Here is a 21516-nt window from a genome sequence, read left to right as displayed (position 1 = left end):
AATCGCGGGCCACGTCCTCGACCGGGCGCGACTTCTCGACGACTTCCCCGACCATCGTCTCCCAATCCTACTTGGGCCACTGTCCGAGATCCTTCGGGCACCTCAACCCTATGCACCGAGCATCGCTAACCCGCGGCCTGGCCGCTCGTGAATAGCTTCCAGGAAAGCGTTTTGGGCTGGCCATGAATGAAAAATGTGAAGGGCTTCTCGTCCTGCAGCGAAAAGACACCACCCGCCTGCAGACGCTCCGCCAGGTTCGCGCTCTTGACGGCGACCTTCAGGGGCCTCTGCTCACCGATTTCCGCCAGCTTATTCGCAAACGTGCCCACCGCGTCGTTCTCCTTGGTCGAACCGAACGGTTCGTAAAAGTAGACGGCTGTGACGTCTTCGGGCAAAGATTCCTCGAGTACGTCCTTGTTCAGGGTGCGTACATGATTCAAGCCCAATCCTGCTGCGTGCTGGTTGGCAAAGGCCGCAAAGTCGGGTTCTATTTCCATCCCGTATACCTTCTTGGCGTCGGTGAACATCCCGAAGAAATCGATGGCCTTGCCGGTACCAGAGCCGACGTCCACCAAGACGTCGTCTGGACCCAGGTTCAGGGCCTCTTTGGCCCAGGTCAGGTACTTGAGCTTCGACGGCTCCGGGGGGTAGACATCCTCCCGTCCACCGAAACGCCCTGCGACCTTCGAAACCAACCCGTCAGCGTCGAACTGCTCTTGTGGCCGGTCATCCTTCGGAATGCCATGAAAATTATATTCGGGCAGGCCCAAGGTGCGCCCGAACTCGCGGTCTGCCTGCTCATGGTGGCCTCGAGCGACCAGTCCCCGGAGCTCGTCCCGCCACTCTGCCCGCGCGGCTGCCCGCCTTTCCGGATCCTCGTCGAAGAATAGAGATTCCCGCCTGGCGTGGTACGGGTCATCAATAGCGGTCGGGTCCGGTCCCCGCGCGCCTGCGCTGGATTCCGGGTGTTCGGCGGCGGTACCGCGATCCACGCGCGCATCCGGACCAACCCGGTAGATCTCGGGTGCGAGCCGCAAGTCTTCGTGCTGGATCCGCCTGAGGGTGTTTAGTATCTCGTGCGGGAATTCATGGTGCGTTTCGCTGATATACGGTGCGGCTTTGTAAACAAGCGCGTCGGCGATCCGCTCGGCTGTCCGCACCATTTCCGCGATGATCTCACCGTCGCCCGACCTGCCCATCGAAGGTTTTCTGTCGCTGCGATCGGGCGCTCAGGCGGTGAGGTCGAGGGTGGTGAAGTCGACCTCGGTGAGTACCAGGTCGAGGGGGTCGGGTTGGTCGGTGAGTTCGTCGGTGGTGTAGGCGCCGAATCGGCTGATATGGGCGCGTAGGTAGGGCGAGAGCGCGGCGAGTTGGTCGGCGATGATGGTCCAGCCCTCGGCGACCAGGCCACGGACGACGTTGGTGATATCCAGGGCATTGTGAAAGATCACGCAGTTGGCGAGGAGGGTGTTGAACTTGATCAGCTTCTCCTGCTCTTCGGGGGCGTTGTCGGCGGACTTGCGGGACGGGGGTGTCCTGGACGGGTATGTCGCGGTCGGGGTGGTTGCTGCGGGGTCTTGGGCGGGCATAGGCGGAGCCGATGCGGGTGTCGGCAGGCTCGGGTGCCAGTTGTGGAGGCAGGCATCGCACGATCGCTGTGGTGGCGTAACGTGCGGCCCGGCTCTCAGATTCGCTGCGCCTCGAGTACCAGAACGGGCAGCAGCAGTGCGCCCTGATCGTCGAGCTCGGGACGGAAACCGATCCGGGCGAACCGTTCCGACATCGTCTCGTCGGGTTCAACCGTCAGCCGATCCGGACGCAACATGGTGATCGACCAGTTCGGCGGCGCGAATGTGGAACGCAGCGTTTCCTCGGAGATCGGGTATGGCGCGTACAACTCAGCACAGTCGGTGGTGGTGAAGCAGAACTGGATCAATCGGCCACCAGGTTTGATCACCCGAGTCAGCGCGGCCACGTGTGCCCGGCGCTGCTCCGGGGTGAGACAGTGCAGTAGTGCGCTGCTCACCACGGTGTAGAAACGGCCGTCGTGCCCAACCAGGAGTGTCGCGTCGGCAGTTTCGAACGATACGGGGACTCCTTGCTTCGCAGCGCGCGAGCGGGCCGCACCGATAGCCGTGGCCGCCACGTCGAGACCGATCACCCGGTAGCCGAGGCTGGCGAGGTATATCGCGTTATCGCCGGGCCCGCAGCCGACGTCGAGCACGTCGTCGTGAATGCGGCCGCGCTGCTCGAACTCTACGAGCAGCGGCTGTGGCCTGCCGATATCCCACGGGGGGCGCTGGATGGCGACGCCAGGGGACAGCTCTTCGCCGCGATACATCCGCTCGTAGTCGATCGCTGCCGGAAAGGTTCCCGGTCCTGCGTCTTTGTCGGTCATCAGATCCTCCGAATTCAAGTAGGTGAACTGTTTGGTTCACCCGCTGTCCGCGAGGCGTCGAGGGGTTGCCTCAATCACCCAAAATTGTACTGTAGCAGTAATATACGGCATACGTAGAATATGTATTGCATATTTATGGGGGCGGCGTTTCGGAGGGGCGAATGTTGCGGCGGCGTCCGGGACGGACGCCGCGAAGGTTGGCTCTGCTACTTCGTAGCGGAGCTGGTGAGCCGAAATCAATACTCCGGTACGTGGATTCGCCTGGTGTGAGCTATGGAATCCGGAGGGGTTGGACCCTGCTCATCCTCGGCACTCGCATCGGTCGACGCACTCCGGCTGTGAATATATGTGATTTATATCATATGAGTTGCGTAATTTATTGAGTACGCGTCAACCGCTCGCCGCCACATGGCCGAGGGGCAACCTCGATGCCTGTCACGCCTGATCGTCGTCTTCGTCGATCCGCAATCGATTTCGTGAGCGAGCCTTCACTGCGCCGATCCCGCCGATCCCGCCGCCCCGCGTCGCTACGCGATAACGCCGTGGTGCTCCTACCGTGGTCGGAGCGTCCATTGGTCAAAATAGCCTGAACGCCCGGCTCGCAGGTCGGGCACGGTTGCACGCGCTGGAATACTCAATCGCGGTGTGCTGGCCTGATACCGGGATGAACCCCGGGGGTCAGGCCACTACCCACCGACGTCTGTTGCAGAAGTCGAGTCAGTGTCGCGCGCTGATCGACGTCGAGCGACCACAGCACCTCGGCGTCCAACGACTTCACGATCTCTTCGGCCTCCGCGACCACCTTGTGCCCCGCGGCCAGCAGATGCACCGCGTGTGCCCTTCGGTCGGTCGGGTGCTTGCGGCGCTCGACGAGCCCATGCTTCTCCAGTTCGTCGACCAGTCCGACCATCACGTTGCGATGAATGCTCAACACCGCGCACAGCTGTCGCTGCGACTGGCCATCGTTCGCGCTGAGCAAGCGCAGCATGCCGAAGTGACGCGGGCTGATCCCAAGTGGGGCAAGCATCGCTGCGAAGCGATGGGTGACGTGGAATCCCAGCTGTCCCAACAGGAAAGCGGGGTGCTCAGACAGCGGGATGGAGGGTTGATCGGCGCTGGTCATCCACTAAGTATAACCCAATGAACGCACAATAAATGATTACCCACTTGATTGATAATCACTTCATGTGCATAGTTGAGGAGTCGCTACTTCTCACTGTTCGAAGAGAGCCTTCATGAATACCGACTCCGCACCTTCCCAGGAGAGCCCACCGCAGCTCGATCCGCGCCGCTGGATCGCCTTCGCCGTCGTGCTGGCGGCCGGATTCATGGATCTACTCGACGTCACCATCGTCAACGTCGCCGTGCCGAGCATCCAGGCTGATCTCGGGGCGCAGTACTCGCAGATCGAATGGGTCATCGCGGCCTACGTCCTCGCCTTCGCCGCCGTGCTCATCACCGGTGGACGCCTCGGTGACATCTTCGGCCGCAAGCGCATCTTCCTGATCGGCATGGCCGGATTCACCCTCGCCTCCGCCGCCTGCGGCCTCAGCTCAGACCCGAGCATGCTCATTACCGCGCGGTTCGTGCAGGGCGCGATGGCCGCCTTGATGGTGCCGCAGATCCTCGCGATCATCCGAGCTACCTTCCCGGAACGTGAACGAGCCAAGGCGATCGCGATCTACAGTGGTGTCGGCGGATCGGCCTCGGCAGTCGGGCTCGCGCTGGGCGGCTTGCTGGTGCAATGGGATCTGTTCGATCTGGGCTGGCGACCCATCTTCCTGGTCAACATCCCGGTCGGCATTGCCGCGCTCATCGCCGCGACGATTGTTATGCGGGATTCCCGCTCGACCACAGCACCCCGGCTCGATCCCGCTGGCATGGTGCTGGCCACGTCGGCGGTACTGCTGCTGGTTTACCCCCTCGCCGAAGGCCGCCGATTGGGCTGGCCCGCATGGACATTCATCATGATGGGCATGGCCGTGCTGGCGTTCGGACTGTTCGTCGCCTACGAGCGACACCGCGTACGCACTGTTGGGTCGCCACTGATCGACCTGGATCTGTTCCGATCCCGCCCGTTCGCCGTCGGCCTCGCGAGCTGGCTGCTGTTCTGGATCGGACTCGGAGGCTTCTTCCTGGTGTGGACGCTGTTCATGCAGGCGGGCCTCGGCTGGTCGCCGATGCGGGCCGGACTGACAGCGGTGTTCTTCGCGGTCGGCGCAGGCATCGGCGCAGGCGGCTCGGTGGGCGTGCTTGCGCCCCGGTTTGGGCGTCGGGTGCTGATCGCGGGCGGCGGCGTCAATGCCGCCGGATTCGGGATTTACGGCTGGATGGCCGTGCACTACGGTGCTGCCATTTCCTCATGGCAGATGACAATTCCACTGATCATCACCGGTATCGGATTCGGGATGGTCGTCGCGCCGACCATCGACCTGCTACTCGGCCAGGTACCGGCGCATGAGGCGGGTTCGGCATCGGGACTCCTCAATACCGGGCAGCAACTCGGCACCGCCCTCGGTGTCGCGCTCGTCGGCGTGGTGTTCTTCGGTCAGCTCGACCAGGATTCGACACGTGGGGTCACCGAGGTCACCCCACAGATCCGCGCCGAACTCAGCACGATGGGATTGCCGGAGACGACACAGGATCAGATCCTTGCCAACTTCGTTGCCTGCGTGCGGGACCGGTCAGCCGAGGTCGATCCGACAGTGGTTCCCGCCAGCTGCCGCGGCGGCTCCGAATCAGGCGATTACGGTGTGACACAAGTACTCACCCGCGCCGGCGAAGAAGCAAACGCGGTGAACTTCGCCAACACCTTCGATTACACGCTCTGGTACGGCATCGCAATCCTGGTCCTGATGAGTCTCGGCTTCCTCGCCCTACCCAAAGACGCGCGACTCGAACAGCACGAACTCGATAGCGACCCAACCGATCGCACACCAGCAGGCGTCTGACATGGAATCTTGACCATCGGCCGTCAACAGTCCGCAGTCGAAACCGCGTAAAGGACAATGCAGGCTCCCCGGCTTCGACGCTGCGAGAGCCACCGGGAATCGAGATCCAGGCAGCCCGAAATGCTGCCAGACCTGCTGACGAGGCTTGCTCATCGAGGACTGCCAGCTCATTGTCGACACACTGGGGAACGGCCGCCTCGCCGCGTTTGTCGTAGCCGCCTCGTCCGTTGTCAGCGCTTCCGGGCGGGTCATCTCGTACCGCTCGGACTCATGCTGCTCGCTGTGCAAGAGCGACACCGCAACTTTCGCGATGTCTTTCGTATCCTCCGGCGCGATCCGCGCACATGCTGTCCCGATCGGCTTCAGCGTGTGGGATCCGGCCAAGCTACCGAAAGTAGTCGAACCGGGCGCTGCCCGGCGTGCGCCCGCGAAGAATTCGCGCTGGACGATCTGCCGAGTTTCACTCAGCGACAAGCTCTTCCGCGGAGTCGCTACCGGCAGTGGTGGTGCGGCGCAGGAAATCGGCGATCAGTTCCAGTTCGGCGAGGGTGTAGGTTCCACACAGAGCGTCCATACGGCCGTTCATGCCGGAAAACATCTGGAACAGCTCGTGGTTGCGGTCGCGGAGCCCGCGGACGATTACAGCGCGGCGATCAACGGAGTCGGCGTCACGTTCGCGAGCGATCCAGCCATCGCGCTGCAGCCGGTCGAGGATTCCGGTCACCGTCGCAGGATGCAATCCCGCGCGACGGGCTAACGCGGTCGGCGCCAACGGCCCGTGCCGGTTGATCAAATCCAGGCACGTCCAGTCGACGTCCTTCAACTCCACCTTGGCGCCGAACCGGCGATTCAGCAGCGACAACTCAATATTCAAGTCACGAAACGCATCCTTCACGGCAGTGGTCAGCTGGCGACGCCGCTTCGACGTACCCTTTTGCGCCACTGGGCTCATTTCCACCCCTCACACTTTTATTCATACGGTTTTCATATTGTACGACACAAGACGGCAGGTCCGTGCGCCGAGAGCGGCCTCGGCGAGCCTCGCGCGGGCCGCGTAACCAGTCAGCGTCGGCCGAAGGTCGGACAACGAGGTTGACAAATATATAGACCGGTCTATTGTCGAATCATGACAATGGCCCGAAAAGGTGAAGTGACCAGCACGAAGATGGTCGAAGCCATGCTGACGCTGATCCAGTCCCGCGGATACGCGGGGACTGGGATCAACTCCGTGATCGACCATGCGAAGGTTCCGAAAGGTTCGCTGTATTTCCACTTCCCGGAGGGAAAGGAGCAGCTGGGGGAACACGCTATCGGGGTCGCCACCGAACAGTTCCGGCAGCTCGTCACTGAGGCTATGGCGAGTGCGCCGACTCCAGGGGCGGGCCTCCATCGGGTGGTCGACGTTCTGGGGGAGTTGTTGGTGGACAGCGATTTTCAGCTTGGCTGCCCGGTCTCGGTGGTCACGCTGGAAATGGGTGGCCACAGCGACCGACTCCGGAATGCGTGCGCCGATGCGTACGAGTCCTGGATAGCCGCAGTTTCGGAGTATCTGAGTTCACGTGGCCACCCCGAGCCGCAGGCGCGCGCACTGGCAGTGACGGCCGTGAGCGCTGTGGAAGGCGCGATGATTGTCGCTCGGGCCATGCGAGACACTCAACCGTTGGTCAGCACGGCACAGGCGATCGGTAGTTTGCTCGACGGCGTCGCACTCGAGACGGGCAGTGTCCGCTGATGAGCATCACCGCCGAACGACACGCGCTCGTGTTCGGAGCAACCGGGTTCCTCGGGCGCCACTTGATACTCGCACTCGACGATGCGGGCATCCAGGTGACCGCCGCGACGCGGAGCAAAGACTCCTATCAACAGCTGATCTCCTGGTTGCAGGACCATGGACACCAGTCGAAGCCGAATCATCTGCCTGTCGACTTCGAATCTTCGGGGCTTGGCCTGAGTGATCCGAGCTCATTGCGGAACATCTCGGAGATCTACAACTGCGCAGGTGCGTATCGGTTCGGAATGACCACAGCCGAGGCCCGCCACTCGAACGTCGACAGTGCGCGCGAGATCATCGGTCTCGCCGCCAAAGCTCCCGACCTACTGCGTCTTGTCCACGTGTCCGGCTACCGAGTCGGCGGGCAGGATCCAACGCTGGTGCCGTGGAGTGCAGAGCATGTGAAGGAAACCTACACCGAGCTGGGCGCCTACGAGGCCTCGAAAGTCGAGTCCGACGCGGTCGTGCAGTCCGAGGCCGACCGTCTCGGTGTGCCGTGGACCATCGTCAATCCCTCCACCGTCAGCGGTGTGAGCGATACCGGCGAAACGGATCAGTATCTCGGCCTCGCAGCGAGTTTGAAGGAACTCTGGCAGGGGTCGCTTACCGCGCGACCCGGAAACGCGAGCACCTTCGTACCGGTGGTTCCGGTGGACTACCTCTCGCAGTTCATGGCGATGCTGCCGGGTGATCCCGCGACGAACCGCAGGGCCTATTGGGTTCTCGATGACGCGACCCCAGCGCTGCCCGACCTGCTCACACAGGTGGGACGCCACTATCGGGTCAAGGTGCCGCGCGCCCGAATCCCGGTCGCTTTGATCAAAGGACTGCCCAGCTCGGTGACCAAAGCCGATCGGGAGACACTGACGTTCCTCTCCACCGACCGATACCCGACCAGTCCGGCGCTCGAACTCGCCGAGGGGCACGGACTGCACATGCCCGACACGATCCCATCGATGATGAAGTGGGCCGATCACCTCGCGGCATACCGCTTCGGCGCGACCGCGAGTACGGGGCTGCCACGACGTTTCACCTCGGTTGCCGCAGCCAGGACTTTCGAGATCGGGTCACCGACAGCTTCGACGTTGGTGCTGCCCGGCCTGCCGATCAATGCGGACACCTGGGCGTCGGTCGCCGCAGACATCGGCGATACCCGAGTGCTCGACCTACCGGGTCTCGGCATGAGCACCGGCACCACGGACTGGGGCTACTGGCTGAATGCCTTGCTCACCAGCACATCCCCGTCGACGAACCACCTGATCGGTCATTCGATCGGCGCGGCGGCCGCCGTCGAGGCCGCGGCGGCCCATCCAGACCGAATCGGTCACCTCACGCTGGTAGCACCCTTCTTCCTCCAGAACCGTGCCGGAGCGAGCGTGCTCCTGTCCACTCTTACTCGGCTCGTCCTACGCCGAGTCGATGCCGAGTCGCTGTCACGCCGCCTGACCGGCACCGTCGCGTATGCGGCAGAACTGCAGACCAGCGCCGAGGATCTTCGCCGTGGACAAACCGGCGCCCACGTCGCCGCACTGTTGAAGAAGACTCGAAACCAGCGTTGGCGCAGCGGTCTCGGCAAACATATCCAGCAATTCCCCGGAACCGTGCACGTGATCGTCGGGGACCAGGACCCACTCGCCGAATGGGCGCCGGCCATGCTCGACACACTGGGCTCCCGAATCCGGATCAGCACCATTCCTGGCGCCGGCCATTACCCGCATATCACCCACCCTCAGGAATTGGTGAACACGATCCTCGAACACCACCCGATACCGTCGCAGAGCCATGGGAACAACCGATGAATCTGGACGAAATGCGCGTCGAGATCGACCGAGCGGCAAGGGATCTCGAAGCCGACCTGATCAGGCATCGCCACCACCTGCACCGACACCCCGAGCTTTCCAACCGGGAACAGAACACCGCCGCGTACCTGGCGAACGAATTGCGCCGATACGGTGCAGATGAAGTGCGTACCGGCATCGCAGGGCATGGCGTCATCGGTGTGTTCCACGGCCGTCTCTCAGGCGATCGGACAACCGCGCTACGCGCCGATATGGACGGGCTGCCCGTTCGAGAGACATCCGGCGAGGACTTCGCCTCCGTCGAGGAGGCAGAGGGCCCCGACGGGACAGTTGTCCCTGTTGCACATGCCTGCGGCCACGACTGTCACATGGCGACCGTGCTGACCGCGGCCAAGGTCTTGGCACAATTTCGTGAGCATCTCCCCGGAACATTCCTCTGCGTGTTCCAACCTGCAGAAGAAGGACCACCGTTGGGAGAGACCGGTGGCGCCCAGGCGATGATCGATGCTGGTGGGTTCGACGGCATCGAGCCCACAATGGTCTTCGGCATGCACGTCTCCCCGCTCCCTAACGGCACGGTCGGGTATCGAGCCGGCAGTCAGTTCGCCGCCGCGACGCGGTTCGAGATAGTGATTACGGGGCAGCAAACTCACGTCGCTCTGCCTTGGCTGGGAAGGGACCCACTGCCAGCAGCCGCAGGCATCATTCTCGGAGCAGGCCAGTTGAGCCGTCGGATTCCGGCTGGGCACCCGGCAGCGGTCTCGGTCGGTCACCTCGAGGACCGCGGCAGGTTCAACATCATCGGCGATCGGGTCCGCCTCGAAGGGAGCATTCGCTGTGCTGACGATGCCGACATGGCGCTGCTGAAGCAGGGTCTGCGGGAACTGGCGACCGCGCAGGCGCAAGGCTACGGATGCACTGCCGAGGTGGCGTTCGACCAACAGGTTCCCGCGGTCGTCAACGAACCCCGTTGGCTGGATGCGGCTATGGCGACTCTGCGGCGAACACTGGACACCGACCGGCTACTGCCCGCACCACCGACGCTGGGATACGACGACGTGTCAGCACTTCTGCAGCGCTTCGGCGGTCTGTATCTGCTCTACGGGGTACAGGACACCATGAACCAGCAAGGGGCACCGGTGCCGCTCGGCCGTGGCCGCGGCATGATCCCCAACCATCATCCCGCCTTCTACGCGAACGACGACGCACTTCTCGACAGCCTCAGGCTCCATACCCACATGGTCGTCGATCACCTACATGGGCTCATCGATCCCTAGATTCGACGAACATTGGCCGCCCTCCGCGCCGCCGACCTCGGCCTCGATCATCGCCTCGGCATGACCGCCCGGTCGGGAGCCGACCGGGCGACATCGGATCCGACTCCGAGTCTGCAGCGCTGATATCAGGTCTCGCCTGGGAGGTGTACGGCGGACAGGAATTGCCAGACGCGGGTCGCGGCATGCAGGTTGAAGCGGGTGTTGACGTCGCGCAGGTCGAGGCCGGTGAGCTCCCGGATGCGCCCGAGGCGATAGCGCAGGGTGCTGCGGTGGATGTGCAGTGCGGCGGCGGAATCGTCGTAGCTGCCGCCACATTCGAGGTATTGGCTCAAGGTGTGGACGAGGTCGGCGTTGCGGGTTCGGTCATAGTCGAGGAGCGCGCCGAGCCATTCACGCATGAATTCTTCGACTTGGCCGTCGGTATGGGCGGCGTCGACCAGGCGGTAGAAGCCGAGTTCGTCGAATGCGGTCGCGCCGTCGGGTATTCGGGATCGCAGCCGGATATTGATGGCGCGGTGCGCGTCGGCGAAGGCACCGGCGAAATGGCTCGGCTGGTCGCAGCGGCCGCTGATACCGATGGCTACCGGTGTCGTGTCGAGGTGTTCGCGGATCGCGTGGTGCAGGGCCACCGGATCGGGTCGGCGGTCGGTGATCAGCACCACCATCCCGGCGTGGCGTCCCGGAATGTAGTGCAGGTCCAGAGCGGTCGCGGCCCGGCCTACCGCCTCGGCGACCGCGCTGTCAGTGCTGTGCACCAGGACGAGGTAGTGCTGACCGTGCAGGTCGTGTCCCAATGCCTCGGCCCTGGCGAAGGCGCTGTCGTTGTCGTTGTCGGTACCGGACAGCAGATCGTCGACCAGGTCGCGGCGCAGTCGCAGCTCGATCTCGGCGACATTGCGTTGATGCGAGAGTTCGAGCGCGAGAACGGTACTGCCGTAGCTGAGGGCGAAGAGGTTCTCGTCGGTCACCCGATGGTCAGGGTCGATCAGCGCGAGGGTGCCGAGGATTTCGGCGCGCGGTTTCACCAGGATGATTACCCGGTCGCGTATGCGCAGAGGCGCGTTGGCTGCGGCGAGTCGGTGCAGCAATTGCTCACGTTGCTGCGGTGAGGGTTTCGGGTAACGGCCCGGCAGACCCGGCCCGGACCAGGCCCTCAGGTTGCCGAAGGGGTCTTCGATCGCTACGGGTAGCCCGGACACCTGAGCGAGGGCGTCCGCGATCCCGTGCTCCCCGCCGCCGTACGCCGCAGCGCCGGCGAGCACTTCGTGTACCCGCATCTGGCTCTCCAGTCGGACCACACTGGCGGATAGGTGCTGGTTGCTCTCGGTTAATTGGATGGCGTGGGCGACCGACCGTTCACGGAGTGCGGCATTCGCCAGCGCCGCACCGGTCAACTGAGCCAGCACGGTGAGCAGGAAGATCTCGTCCGCCCGTGGTTCGTGGTCGGCAGCGACCAGCAGCGAGCCGCGTGTTCCGGTCACGCTCGACAGGGTGAACGCCCAGCCCCACTGGCCGTCGGACAGGTCGACTTTGCCTTCACCATCCTGCGCGCGGATCTGAGTGTCGAGGTCGGGCCGCGCAGGTAGCGGCGGGTAGGGCAGAAATTCGCCGTCGATGGTGTGATAACTCGCCAGCGTGCGGCAGCACCCGAGCGAGGGCACCGCCTCCGCGGCGATCCGCAGGATGTCCAGGTCATGGTGTTCGGTGAAGAGCATCGTCGACAGGGCGCACAGGGCGTGCATCGACGACAACTGGGCGCGGGCGAGCGGGTCATTGACGTCTGAACTCAACATGTGCTGGTTCATGCGGATCGAGTCCGTGAGGTTAGGCGGCCGAGGTCGCGCGCCGATCTGGAAACCGCGGCGGCTTCGGTGCCCAAACCCGAATACTGACCGATCGCGTCTGTCTACCGCGAGCCCGTGACCTGCTCAGATCATTGGTGTCCCACGTGCCGATGCGATCCTGCGGGCGTCGATGCTTGATGCTACACCGATCGGCGTGTCGCGCGTGGGCCGATGCGGCAATCGAGTGTGCTGGGTGCTCACTCGTCAGTGCAGAACCGTCGACATCTCCTGTCGCCCGGCACCGCATACCGATCAGCGCCTTTCGAAGTATTCGTGAACCTGCCGCACCGCCATCGCGCCCTCGCCCACCGCGGAGGCAACCCGCTTGACCGAGCCGCCGCGGACGTCGCCCGCCGCGAAGACGCCGGGCACGGTTGTTTCCAGCGGCACCTGGGTTCTCAGACAAAGTTCTGGTGGACGTAGCACCAGCGCCAATTTTCGCCCGGTTCGATCGATTGGACGATGGGATGGCCTGCCCCGCCCGCATGCGAACGCGCGTGCCGCATCGGCGAGGAGTCGCAGCAGCCGACGTGCCCGCAGGTCAGGCAGAGCCGCAGGTGCACCCACGGCGTCCCGAGCCGGAGGCACTCTTCACAACCTTGGGGAGTTCGGGGGGTTACCGGCCGGATCGCGGCTACGTGCGGGTCGGTGTGCACAGAAGTCATGCCGTCGTCTCCTTCTTTCGGCCCTCGGCGAGTGCTTGGTCGAGCCATCGCCGCAATTCGGGCACCAGCGCGGCGCCCGCCTGCCGGGCCAAGACCTCGCCGTGCTGCAACACGAGCAGGGTCGGCACCGCACGTACGGCGAACCGTTGCGCGGTGCGGGGTGCGGCGTCCACATCGACCTTGACCAGTTTCAGCTGGCCTGCGCGTTCGGTCGCGAGCTGCTCGAGCGCCGGGCTGACCATCAGACAGGGGCGGCACCAAGTCGCCCACAGATCGACCAGCACCGGCACCGCCCCTTCCTCGGCCACCCCGGCGAAATCATCGTCGCCCGCCGCGACGATCCACGGCAGCGGCTCATGACAGTTGCCGCAACGCGGGGTTCCGGTGTCCGCCGCGGCGGGCACCCGGTTGGTCTTGCCACAATGCGGACACTTGATCTGCGTCTTTTCCATGGCCCCACCGCTTTCTCAGGCCGCGACCTGCTGTTGCGTGTAGGCGACCGCCAGTTCGCCGCCATGCACGGTCACTGTGACGGTGCCGCCCTGGTCGATGTCGCCGCGCAACAAGGCCCGCCCGATCTTGGTTTCCACCTCGTGGGCGATATAGCGGCGCAACGGTCGCGCACCATAGACCGGGTCGAAACCGTGCTGTGCCATCAGCTTGCGCGCTTCCGGCGTGATTTCCAGCTGGATCTGCCGCTGCGCCAACCGTTCGCGCAGCTCGGCGGTCTGGAGTTCGACGATTTGTTCGAGCTGCGGCAGCGTCAGCGGAGTGAACAGCACAATGTCGTCGACTCGATTGAGGAACTCCGGACGGAAGTGCCCGCGTAGTTCGGCAAACACCCGGTCCCGGGCGTCCGGCTTGATCTCGCCATGACCGGTGACCCCTTCGAGCAGGTACTGGGAGCCGATGTTGGAGGTCATGATGATCACCGTGTTGCGGAAATCCACCTGCCTGCCTTGCGAATCGGTGATTCGGCCGTCGTCGAGCACCTGCAGCAGAGTGTTGAAGACGTCCGCGTGCGCCTTTTCGATCTCGTCGAACAACACCACCGAGTACGGCTTGCGGCGCACGGCCTCGGTGAGCTGACCACCTTCGTCGTAGCCGACGTAGCCGGGTGGTGCGCCGATCAGCCTGCTGACGGTGTGCCGTTCCTGATATTCGCTCATGTCCAGGCGCACCATGTTGTCGTCGCTGTCGAACAGCGCGGCGGCCAGCGTTTTCGCCAGCTCGGTCTTGCCGACGCCGGTGGGACCCAGGAATATGAAGGAACCGATCGGCCTACGCGGATCGCGGATCCCGGACCGGGCCCGGATCACCGCGTCGGCGACAACCTGCACCGCCTCGTCTTGGCCGATCACGCGCTCGTGCAGGATCTCGTCGAGCCGCAGCAGCTTCTCCCGCTCGCCTTCTTGCAGCCGAGCGACCGGAATACCGGTCCATGCCGCGACGATCTGGGCAATCTCGTCTTCGGTGACCACCTCCCGCAGCAGCGGTTGCCTGCCTTGCTTGGAGGTCAGCTGTTCCTCCGCGGCCTGCAGGTTTCGCTCGAGTTTGGTGATCTCGCCGTACCGCAGTTCGGCCGCGCGGTTGAGGTCGTAGTTGCGCTCGGCCTCTTCGGCTTCGTGGCGCAGCTGTTCGAGTCGGCCGCGTAGTTCCTGGACCCGGCGGATCGCCTGCCGTTCGGCGTCCCACTGGGCGTGCCTGGCGTCGGCCTCGGCGCGTACGTCGGCCAACTCCTTGCGCAGTTCCTCGAGGCGGGCCTTGCTGGCGGCGTCGGTTTCCTTCGACAGTGCGGCGTCTTCGATTTCCAGGCGGGTCACCTTCCTGGTGAGCTCGTCGAGTTCGGCCGGCATGGAGTCGATTTCGGTGCGCAGCCGGGCGCATGCCTCGTCGACGAGGTCGATCGCCTTGTCGGGCAGGAAGCGATCGGTGATGTAGCGATGCGACAGGGTTGCGGCAGCGACCATAGCCCCGTCCTGAATCTTCACGCCGTGGAACACCTCGAGGCGGTCGCGCAGGCCACGCAGGATCGAAATGGTGTCTTCCACGGTCGGTTCGTCCACCAGTACCGTCTGGAACCGGCGCTCCAGCGCCGCGTCCGGCTCGATGTGCTTGCGGTATTCGTCGAGGGTGGTGGCGCCGATCATGTGCAGTTCGCCGCGTGCGAGCATGGGCTTCAGCATGTTGCCCGCGTCGAGCGAACCCTCGCCGCCGACCGATCCGGCGCCGACCACCGTGTGCAACTCGTCGACGAACAACAGGATGGCGCCCTCCGCCGCCTTCACTTCTCCCAGCACGGCTTGGAGCCGCTCCTCGAACTCCCCCCGATATTTCGCACCGGCGACCAACGAACCCATATCCAGCGCGAAGATCGTCTTGTCCCGCAAACCTTCCGGAACATCCCCGCGAACGATGCGCTGGGCCAGACCCTCCACGATCGCCGTCTTGCCGACACCCGGATCCCCGATCAGCACCGGGTTGTTCTTCGTCTTGCGACTCAGAATCTGGGTCACTCTGCGAATCTCGGCGTCTCGACCGATGACCGGGTCGAGCTTGCCCGTGCGAGCTTCGGCGACGAGGTCGCGGCCGTACTTTTCCATCGCCTCGTACGCGCCCTCCGGGCTTGCCGAGGTGACCCGCTGATTGCCGCGGACCTTCGTGAGCGCCGTGAGAAACGATTCCCTGCCGATACCCTCGCGAGCGAGCAACCGCCCCGCGGCACCGGCCGACCCCTCCTCGGCGAGGGCAAGCACCAGATGTTCCACCGACACATAGGAATCCTTGAGGCGCTTGGCCTCTCGTTCGGCGGATTCGAGCAGTCCGGCCAATCTCTTGGTGATCATCACCTGACCAGGCGATGCGCCGGGGCCGCCGACCTTCGGCCGACGAGACAACTCCAACTCCAGATCCGCGCGCAGCATATCGACATCCGCGCCCGCCTGGTCGAGCAGCCGGGGCACCAAGCCCTCGGGCTGATCGATCAACGCCAGCAGCAGATGCTCACCGTCGACTTCGGTGTGCCCCAAGCGAATTGCTATGTTCTGCGCATCGTGCAGAGCCTGCTGAGACTTTTCGGTCAGTCGGCTGGTGTCCATGTGGAGGTCCTCCTTCGGCGAGAATCGGCTTCGAGCTTCTCGATTCGGTCCAGCAGATCGAGCACCAACCCGATCGCCGCGTAGTTCAGGCTGAGGCCCGTCCGCAACCGTTGGATCCGGGCGGCGACAGCCACCTCCGAGGGTTCGAAACGGAGCTCCCCCGCGCTGTCGCGGGTGCAATCGAGCAGGCCGAGCGCGGTCAGCCTAGACACGAACTCGGGGTGCAACCCGACCCGCCGTGCGAAGGTTTCCAGCCGAAGCGGCGCAGGGCGCACCAAGACGTACCGATTGGCCGGGAGAACGGTGTTCATGTGCCCCTCCTCGGGTCGAAGGTCGATTCGGCCGCCAGCTGCTCGAACAGCTTTCGTTCCTTCTCGGTCGGCTTCGCAGGCACCATCACCTTGACCTCGGCGTACATGTCGCCGTTCGGGCCACGTGGGTTGGGCATGCCTTCGCCACGCAACCGCAGCTTCCGTCCGGTAGACGACCCCGGCACCACCTTGACCTTCGCCTCACCGTTCGGGGTAGGGACGGCGACCGTGGCTCCGAGCACCGCCTCCCACGGGGAGAGCGGGAGGTCGACGTGGATGTCGCGGCCTTGCAGCCGGAACCGCCGATGTGGCTTGATCCGCGCGACGAGGTACAGGTCCCCGGTGGGCCCGTCACCGCTGCCGCGGCCGCCCTGCCCGGCCAGCCGGATTCGCTGTCCGTCGATTACTCCGGCCGGAATGTCGACGGTGAAGCTGCGTCCGTCCAAGTGGAGGGTCCGCTTGCCACCGCGGTAGGCCTCCTCGAGGGTGAGCTCGAACTCGGCCTCCTGGTCGGCGCCCGGAATCGGGCCGAATCCACCACGGCCGCCGAACATTCCGCTGAAGAGGTCCTCGAGATCGACGGGCCCACCGGCACCGAGTCCCTCGCCGTACTGGACCCGGGTGCCGCCGCGGCCACGCCCGAAACCGCCACCGGCCGCGGCGACCCGTTCGTCGTAGTCCTCCGGTACCTGCCGGAAGTCGGCGCCGAATCGGTCGTAGCGGCGCCTGGTCGACGGGTCGGACAGCACCTGATACGCCTCACCGATTTCCTTGAACCGATCCGCCGCAGCGGGATCGGAATTCACGTCCGGGTGGTAGCGGCGGGCGAGGCTGCGATATGCCTGCTGGATCTGGTCCTTGTCGGCATCACGGGGCACCCCGAGGATTTCGTAGAAGTCGCGTGCCATCGGCGCTCACCCCTCCCCCCTGCTCACGACCACTGCTGCGGGCCGCAGCTGCCCGCCGTTCTCGCCGTATCCGGGGCGCACGACCTCGAGCACGGTGCCAGGCGGGATATCCGGCGCCTCGACCACTCCCACCACCTCGTGCACAGTGGGCGAGAACGGAACTCCGGTCTCGGCATATCGTGCGTAGCCGAGTTGCTCGAGCAGTTGCACCGCTTGGTCTCGGATCGATTGCACGCCTTGCACTATCGCGTCCGGTTCGCTGCCCGCGTGGGCCAGCGCCAGTTCCAGATTGTCCAGCACGGGCAGCCAGGCGGCGGCCACCTTGGACCTTTCGGCGGCACGTTCGCGGTCCAGGTCACGTGCATACCGCTTGCGTAGGTTGTCCAAGTCGGCGGCGGCACGGCGCCAGCGGTCCTCTAGCTGCGCGACAGCCGAGTCGGGCTGGCCTGGGGGCGACTGATCCTGGCCTGTGACATCGGTCTTCGCGTCGTCGGTCGACTGGTCGGCGGAACTGTCCATCAGCGTGCCTCAACTCCGGTCGAAGTCGGCGTCGATCACGTCGTCGTCGCCCGGCGATGGCGCGGCGCCGCTCGGTTGTCCGCCATCGGCTCCGGTCCGGGCGGGTGCGAGTCCGTACAGCAGCTGCTGCAGTTCCGCGGTGAGCGGTTGCACGCGCTCCAGCGGGGCATCTTCCTTGACCAACTGCCTGGCATCGGCGATCAGCATCTCGGCGCGGGCCCGATCGTGCGGTGCGGCGGTATCGCCGAGCTCGGCAAGGCGCCGCTCCACTTGGTAGGCGACCGAATCGAGTTCATTACGGCCATCGACGGCCTTACGCAACTCCTCGTCCTCATGGCGGTGGCGTTCGGCTTCGGCGAGCATGCGTTCGACCTCGCTCGGGTCCAGATTGGACTGCTCGCTGATGGTGATGCTCTGCTCGCGGCCGGTGTCCTTGTCGCGGGCGGTGACATTGAGGATGCCGTTCGCGTCGATATCGAAGGTGACCTCGACGTGTGCCTCGCCGCGCGGGGCGGGCCGAATGTCCTCCAGCCGGAACCGGCCGAGCACGCGATTGTCGGCGGCGCGCTCCCGTTCGCCTTGCAGTACCACGATATCGACGGCGGGCTGATCGTCCTCCGCGGTGGCGAATACCTCGGTGCGCCGGGCCGGGATGGTGGTGTTGCGTTCGATGATTTTCGTCATCACCCCACCCTGGGTTTCCACGCCCAGCGACAGCGGTGTCACATCGAGCAGCAGCACGTCGGAGACCTCGCCTTTGAGCACACCCGCCTGGACGGCCGCGCCGAGCGCGACGACCTCGTCGGGGTTGACGCTCATGTTCGGGTCCTTGCCGCCAGTGAGCCTGCGGACCAGCGCCTGCACCGCCGGGATGCGAGTGGAGCCGCCGACCAGGATCACCTCGTCGATGTCGTTGGCGGTCACCTTGGCGTCGCTCATCGCCTGCTCCACCGGGTCGAGGCAGCGTTGCACCAGATCCGCGGTCAGGTCCTCGAATTTCGACCGCATGATCGTGGTGGTGAGGTGCTTGGGACCGTTCGCGTCGGCCGTCACGAACGGCAGATTCACCTGAGTCTGCGCCACCGACGACAGTTCGACCTTGGCCTTCTCGGCCGCCTCGAAGAGTCGTTGCAGCGCTTGCGGGTCGGCACGCAGGTCGATGTGCTGGTCACGCTGGAATTCGTCGGCCAGATAGTCGACAAGGCGACGGTCGAAATCGTCGCCGCCGAGATGGGAGTCGCCTGCGGTGGCGCGCACCTCGACCACGCCCTCACCGACGTCGAGCAGGCTCACGTCGAAGGTGCCACCACCGAGGTCGAAGACCAGCACGGTCTCATGGGTCTGTTTGTCCAAGCCGTAGGCCAGCGCGGCTGCGGTCGGCTCGTTGATGATGCGCAGCACGTCGAGCCCGGCGATGCGACCTGCGTCTTTGGTGGCATTGCGCTGGGCGTCATTGAAGTAGGCGGGCACGGTGATGACTGCTTCCTTGACCCGTTCGCCCAGGAATTTGCTTGCGTCGTCGACCAGCTTGCGCAGCACCAGCGCGCTGATCTCCTCCGGCGCGTACAACTTGCCGCGGACGTCGAAGCGGGCCGCGCCGCCCTCTCCCGCGACGACATCGAAGCTCACCGCTTTGGCTTCCTGCGATATCTCCTCGAAGTGGCGGCCGATGAATCGCTTCGCCGAGTAGATGGTGCCCTTCGGATTCAGGATCGACTGCCTGCGGGCAAGTTGCCCGACCAGGCGCTCGCCGCTCTCGGTGAACGCGACCACCGACGGTGTCGTGCGCGCTCCCTCGGCGTTTGCGATCACCACCGGCTCACCACCTTGCCAGCTCGCAATCACGGAGTTCGTCGTTCCCAGATCGATGCCTACAGCTGTTGCCATAACGGATTCCTTCGGATCGGTGCGACAGGCCAGCCGGACGTTCGTCGGCGACCACGGCAGGTATACACTTCCCCGACAACGCCGCCCCAATGTGATTCAGCGCGTCGAGTACTCCTCGCTACGGTGTCCGCGCTATACAGAACTCCCGACTAACCGATCCTCGCAAACCGATCCACGTCAGAAAACGGTCCGGGAAGCCGAACCCGGAACTCCTATTCACCCTGCCGTAACAGGGGGTTCGATGCCGGTAGATGGCCTTCGGCACACTGTTTGAGGGCCCAACGATCAGTGACAACCACGCACCGGTAAGAGCAACGGCAGGATCCGCAGGCCACGTTGGAGCGGATTTGATCAAGCGGCACTTCACCGCCGAGGAACCGAACCGTTGTGGGTAGCGGATGCGACCCGGATTCTGACCGGCGGGGCGTGTTCTGGGCGGCCGCGGTTCGGGATGCGATCTCCGACCGAATCGTCGGCTGGAAGACCTCCGACCGTTGCGGCACCGACCTGGTGCTCGGCGCGCTCGAATACGCCGTCTGGTCGCGCGACGTCGGTGACGGGCAATTGGTCCGCTACTCGGACCGGTGTTCGACCGATACGGCGTTCGGATTCATAAACAGATTGGTGGACAACGGGATTGCGGAATCCACGGGATCGGTCGGCGATTGCCCCTAGGTCGAAAACCCAGCCCTACCCGGGACTGGAGTCAGCGAATGAACGTTTGAAATCGGGGCATTCGACCAGCGGGTGATACGAGCACGTCGCAGCGTGATGGAGTCCATTTCGCATGCGACTGAGAACGACGATGTCCTCCTCCAGTTGACGAGCCTTCTCGGCCATCTGTGTACGCAGTTCGGCATCGCTGGGTGTAGCCACCAAGAATCGCGCGATCTGCGCGATCGTGAAACCCGCAGCCCGTGCGCACGTGACCAGGGATAGGCGTTCGAGCACATCGGGACTGAAGGTGCGGCGCAAGCCATTACGCCCTTGCGAGGTAATCAGGCCCCTCTTCTCGTAGAAGCGGAGCGCGGAGGGTGCCAACCCCGACCGTTCTGCCACTTCGCCAATATCGAGCAACATTATCCGTGAACTCCTTGACTTGAACCGCACTTCAAGTTGGATCATAGGCGCATGACCGATACAAAAGAAGACCCAATCTCCTTACACCCTCAGGTCCAGGCCTACCTGGATCGGCTTGCCAGCTTCAATTTCGGCGAGCTACACACCTTCACACCCGAGCAGGCACGCGAAGGTCTGCGCAGGCAGATCCCTCTTTTGGGCGAGCCGGAGCCGGTCGCTCAGATCGATAACCGCACCATTCCCGGACCAATCGGTCCGATCCCGATCCGGATCTACACCCCGAGTGGTGACGCGCCCTTCCCCGTACTTGTGTTCTTCCACGGTGGCGGCTTCATGCTGGGCAATCTCGACACCCACGACGGCCTGTCGCGCAGCCTGGCAAACGCCGCCGAATGCATCGTGGTGTCCGTCGACTACCCCTTGGCGCCGGAGCACAAGTTTCCGGCAGCGCCCGACGCCTGCTTCGCCGCGACCAAGTGGGTTGCGGACAATGCCGCAAGCTTCGGCGGCGATGCTGACCGAATCGCGGTGGGCGGCGACAGCGCGGGTGGCAACCTGGCAACCGTCGTCGCGCAGATGGCACGCGACAACAGCGGGCCGCCTTTGGCCTTTCAGCTCCTGATCTACCCCGACGTCGATTTCCGTAGAACGAATTTCACCATCCGGGAATACGCCGGCAAGTACGGCAACATCAGCCGGGGCACTCAGCACTGGTTCATGGACAACTACCTCAACAATGAAGAGGAGAAGCTCGACCCGCGGGTCTCTCCGCTGCTTGCCCCCGACTTGTCCGGGCTGCCGTCAGCACTCATCATCACCGCTCGAGCCGACGCGCTGCGGGACGAGGGGGAGCAGTACGGCCGCAGGCTCGAAGAAGCCGGCGTACCAGCAACCGTCAGCCGATACGCCGGCATGATCCATGAGTTCGTCCGGCACCCCTTCGACGACAGCAAACAAGCCCGAATCGAAGCTGCGGCAGCGCTCGAGAAGGCATTCGCACAATGAAAG

20 protein-coding genes and 1 pseudogene are annotated in these 21516 nt (G+C 64.3%); 6 read left to right on the top strand and 15 right to left on the bottom strand.

Translation table 11 applies throughout. From position 1 onward, the window contains the following. Positions 1-125: 125 nt before the first annotated feature. From ACLMAJ_RS34690 to ACLMAJ_RS34675, 4 genes are all read right to left on the bottom strand, one after another. Positions 126-1199, bottom strand: coding sequence for an SAM-dependent methyltransferase (locus ACLMAJ_RS34690; RefSeq protein ID WP_412018122.1), 1074 nt, complete (start codon positions 1197-1199; stop codon positions 126-128). Positions 1200-1229: 30 nt separating this feature from the next. Then, on the bottom strand, positions 1230-1589 hold the full coding sequence (locus ACLMAJ_RS34685; RefSeq protein ID WP_412018121.1) for a Tn3 family transposase: 360 nt from the start codon (positions 1587-1589) through the stop codon (positions 1230-1232). Between the two features lie 95 nt (positions 1590-1684). After that, complete coding sequence (locus ACLMAJ_RS34680; protein WP_412018120.1) at positions 1685-2398, bottom strand: class I SAM-dependent methyltransferase; 714 nt, start codon at positions 2396-2398, stop codon at positions 1685-1687. 634 nt (positions 2399-3032) lie between these two features. Next, positions 3033-3521, bottom strand: a complete 489-nt coding sequence (locus ACLMAJ_RS34675; protein WP_412018119.1) for a MarR family winged helix-turn-helix transcriptional regulator — start codon at positions 3519-3521, stop codon at positions 3033-3035. Positions 3522-3633: 112 nt separating this feature from the next. Here ACLMAJ_RS34675 and ACLMAJ_RS34670 point away from each other — a divergent pair, with 112 nt between their 5' ends. Continuing rightward, positions 3634-5349 carry an MFS transporter gene (locus ACLMAJ_RS34670; protein ID WP_412018118.1) on the top strand — a complete coding sequence of 572 codons (1716 nt, stop codon included), beginning with the start codon at positions 3634-3636 and terminating at the stop codon, positions 5347-5349. Between the two features lie 460 nt (positions 5350-5809). Here the strand turns inward: ACLMAJ_RS34670 and ACLMAJ_RS34665 are convergent, their stop codons facing one another. Then, a complete protein-coding gene (locus tag ACLMAJ_RS34665) occupies positions 5810-6223 on the bottom strand; it encodes a MarR family transcriptional regulator (protein WP_412018117.1) in 414 nt (137 codons plus the stop codon). 276 nt (positions 6224-6499) lie between these two features. Between ACLMAJ_RS34665 and ACLMAJ_RS34660 the strand changes: the two genes are divergently transcribed. Genes ACLMAJ_RS34660 through ACLMAJ_RS34650 form a run of 3 tightly spaced genes read left to right on the top strand, consistent with a single transcriptional unit; the run spans position 6500 to position 10196 of the window. Further along, complete coding sequence (locus ACLMAJ_RS34660; protein ID WP_412018116.1) at positions 6500-7081, top strand: TetR/AcrR family transcriptional regulator; 582 nt, start codon at positions 6500-6502, stop codon at positions 7079-7081. Continuing rightward, positions 7081-8919: an alpha/beta fold hydrolase gene (locus ACLMAJ_RS34655; RefSeq protein ID WP_412018115.1), complete on the top strand. Its 1839-nt coding sequence runs from the start codon at positions 7081-7083 to the stop codon at positions 8917-8919. The genes ACLMAJ_RS34660 and ACLMAJ_RS34655 overlap by 1 nt, the downstream gene beginning before the upstream one ends. Next, complete coding sequence (locus ACLMAJ_RS34650) at positions 8916-10196, top strand: M20 metallopeptidase family protein (RefSeq protein ID WP_412018114.1); 1281 nt, start codon at positions 8916-8918, stop codon at positions 10194-10196. Before ACLMAJ_RS34655 ends, ACLMAJ_RS34650 begins: the two co-directional genes overlap by 4 nt. Positions 10197-10321: 125 nt before the next feature. Here ACLMAJ_RS34650 and ACLMAJ_RS34645 read toward each other — a convergent pair whose 3' ends face one another. The 9 genes and pseudogenes from ACLMAJ_RS34645 to dnaK all read right to left on the bottom strand — a co-directional run bounded on the left by ACLMAJ_RS34645 (position 10322) and on the right by dnaK (position 19428). Then, positions 10322-11989, bottom strand: a complete 1668-nt coding sequence (locus ACLMAJ_RS34645; RefSeq protein WP_412018113.1) for a PucR family transcriptional regulator — start codon at positions 11987-11989, stop codon at positions 10322-10324. A 303-nt stretch (positions 11990-12292) separates the two neighbouring features. Next, positions 12293-12424 (bottom strand): annotated as a pseudogene (locus ACLMAJ_RS34640) (NAD(P)/FAD-dependent oxidoreductase); the annotation flags it as partial. A gap of 14 nt (positions 12425-12438) precedes the next feature. After that, complete coding sequence (locus ACLMAJ_RS34635) at positions 12439-12705, bottom strand: UBP-type zinc finger domain-containing protein (protein ID WP_412018112.1); 267 nt, start codon at positions 12703-12705, stop codon at positions 12439-12441. Then, a complete protein-coding gene (locus ACLMAJ_RS34630; protein ID WP_412018111.1) occupies positions 12702-13157 on the bottom strand; it encodes a thioredoxin family protein in 456 nt (151 codons plus the stop codon). Before ACLMAJ_RS34630 ends, ACLMAJ_RS34635 begins: the two co-directional genes overlap by 4 nt. A 15-nt stretch (positions 13158-13172) precedes the next feature. Next, positions 13173-15803 carry an ATP-dependent chaperone ClpB gene (gene clpB / locus ACLMAJ_RS34625; RefSeq protein ID WP_412018110.1) on the bottom strand — a complete coding sequence of 877 codons (2631 nt, stop codon included), beginning with the start codon at positions 15801-15803 and terminating at the stop codon, positions 13173-13175. Continuing rightward, positions 15785-16114, bottom strand: coding sequence for a chaperone modulator CbpM (locus tag ACLMAJ_RS34620; RefSeq protein WP_412018109.1), 330 nt, complete (start codon positions 16112-16114; stop codon positions 15785-15787). The genes clpB and ACLMAJ_RS34620 overlap by 19 nt, the downstream gene beginning before the upstream one ends. Beyond that, the gene (locus ACLMAJ_RS34615; RefSeq protein WP_412018107.1) at positions 16111-17022 is read right to left on the bottom strand and encodes a DnaJ C-terminal domain-containing protein; all 912 of its coding nucleotides are present in this window, start codon (positions 17020-17022) and stop codon (positions 16111-16113) included. Before ACLMAJ_RS34615 ends, ACLMAJ_RS34620 begins: the two co-directional genes overlap by 4 nt. A 6-nt stretch (positions 17023-17028) precedes the next feature. Continuing rightward, positions 17029-17541, bottom strand: coding sequence for a nucleotide exchange factor GrpE (locus tag ACLMAJ_RS34610; protein WP_412018106.1), 513 nt, complete (start codon positions 17539-17541; stop codon positions 17029-17031). Positions 17542-17550: 9 nt separating this feature from the next. Beyond that, complete coding sequence (dnaK, locus tag ACLMAJ_RS34605) at positions 17551-19428, bottom strand: molecular chaperone DnaK (RefSeq protein ID WP_412018105.1); 1878 nt, start codon at positions 19426-19428, stop codon at positions 17551-17553. 387 nt (positions 19429-19815) lie between these two features. On the opposite strand from dnaK, the gene ACLMAJ_RS34600 reads away from it, so the two are divergent. Next, positions 19816-20103 carry a hypothetical protein gene (locus tag ACLMAJ_RS34600; RefSeq protein WP_412018104.1) on the top strand — a complete coding sequence of 96 codons (288 nt, stop codon included), beginning with the start codon at positions 19816-19818 and terminating at the stop codon, positions 20101-20103. 15 nt (positions 20104-20118) lie between these two features. Here ACLMAJ_RS34600 and ACLMAJ_RS34595 read toward each other — a convergent pair whose 3' ends face one another. Beyond that, entirely contained in the window at positions 20119-20508 is a 390-nt protein-coding gene (locus ACLMAJ_RS34595) for a MerR family transcriptional regulator (RefSeq protein ID WP_412018103.1), read from the bottom strand. 51 nt (positions 20509-20559) lie between these two features. On the opposite strand from ACLMAJ_RS34595, the gene ACLMAJ_RS34590 reads away from it, so the two are divergent. Then, positions 20560-21513: an alpha/beta hydrolase gene (locus ACLMAJ_RS34590; RefSeq protein ID WP_412018102.1), complete on the top strand. Its 954-nt coding sequence runs from the start codon at positions 20560-20562 to the stop codon at positions 21511-21513. Positions 21514-21516 lie beyond the last annotated feature (3 nt).

It is taken from the genome of Nocardia arseniciresistens (genome assembly GCF_046764875.1).
Classification (GTDB): domain Bacteria; phylum Actinomycetota; class Actinomycetes; order Mycobacteriales; family Mycobacteriaceae; genus Nocardia; species Nocardia arseniciresistens.
This window is presented reverse-complemented; position numbering and strand designations above follow the sequence as displayed.

What these genes read in the sequence shown, in the direction of transcription:
- ACLMAJ_RS34690 (WP_412018122.1), bottom strand. Translation starts at nt 1,199, where the DNA reads ATGGGCAGGTCGGGCGACGGTGAGATCATCGCGGAAATGGTGCGGACA.
- ACLMAJ_RS34685 (WP_412018121.1), bottom strand. Translation starts at nt 1,589, where the DNA reads ATGCCCGCCCAAGACCCCGCAGCAACCACCCCGACCGCGACATACCCG.
- ACLMAJ_RS34680 (WP_412018120.1), bottom strand. Translation starts at nt 2,398, where the DNA reads ATGACCGACAAAGACGCAGGACCGGGAACCTTTCCGGCAGCGATCGAC.
- ACLMAJ_RS34675 (WP_412018119.1), bottom strand. Translation starts at nt 3,521, where the DNA reads ATGACCAGCGCCGATCAACCCTCCATCCCGCTGTCTGAGCACCCCGCT.
- ACLMAJ_RS34670 (WP_412018118.1), top strand. Translation starts at nt 3,634, where the DNA reads ATGAATACCGACTCCGCACCTTCCCAGGAGAGCCCACCGCAGCTCGAT.
- ACLMAJ_RS34655 (WP_412018115.1), top strand. Translation starts at nt 7,081, where the DNA reads ATGAGCATCACCGCCGAACGACACGCGCTCGTGTTCGGAGCAACCGGG.
- ACLMAJ_RS34650 (WP_412018114.1), top strand. Translation starts at nt 8,916, where the DNA reads ATGAATCTGGACGAAATGCGCGTCGAGATCGACCGAGCGGCAAGGGAT.
- ACLMAJ_RS34645 (WP_412018113.1), bottom strand. Translation starts at nt 11,989, where the DNA reads ATGTTGAGTTCAGACGTCAATGACCCGCTCGCCCGCGCCCAGTTGTCG.
- ACLMAJ_RS34635 (WP_412018112.1), bottom strand. Translation starts at nt 12,705, where the DNA reads ATGACTTCTGTGCACACCGACCCGCACGTAGCCGCGATCCGGCCGGTA.
- ACLMAJ_RS34630 (WP_412018111.1), bottom strand. Translation starts at nt 13,157, where the DNA reads ATGGAAAAGACGCAGATCAAGTGTCCGCATTGTGGCAAGACCAACCGG.
- clpB (WP_412018110.1), bottom strand. Translation starts at nt 15,803, where the DNA reads ATGGACACCAGCCGACTGACCGAAAAGTCTCAGCAGGCTCTGCACGAT.
- ACLMAJ_RS34620 (WP_412018109.1), bottom strand. Translation starts at nt 16,114, where the DNA reads ATGAACACCGTTCTCCCGGCCAATCGGTACGTCTTGGTGCGCCCTGCG.
- ACLMAJ_RS34615 (WP_412018107.1), bottom strand. Translation starts at nt 17,022, where the DNA reads ATGGCACGCGACTTCTACGAAATCCTCGGGGTGCCCCGTGATGCCGAC.
- ACLMAJ_RS34610 (WP_412018106.1), bottom strand. Translation starts at nt 17,541, where the DNA reads ATGGACAGTTCCGCCGACCAGTCGACCGACGACGCGAAGACCGATGTC.
- dnaK (WP_412018105.1), bottom strand. Translation starts at nt 19,428, where the DNA reads ATGGCAACAGCTGTAGGCATCGATCTGGGAACGACGAACTCCGTGATT.
- ACLMAJ_RS34595 (WP_412018103.1), bottom strand. Translation starts at nt 20,508, where the DNA reads ATGTTGCTCGATATTGGCGAAGTGGCAGAACGGTCGGGGTTGGCACCC.
- ACLMAJ_RS34590 (WP_412018102.1), top strand. Translation starts at nt 20,560, where the DNA reads ATGACCGATACAAAAGAAGACCCAATCTCCTTACACCCTCAGGTCCAG.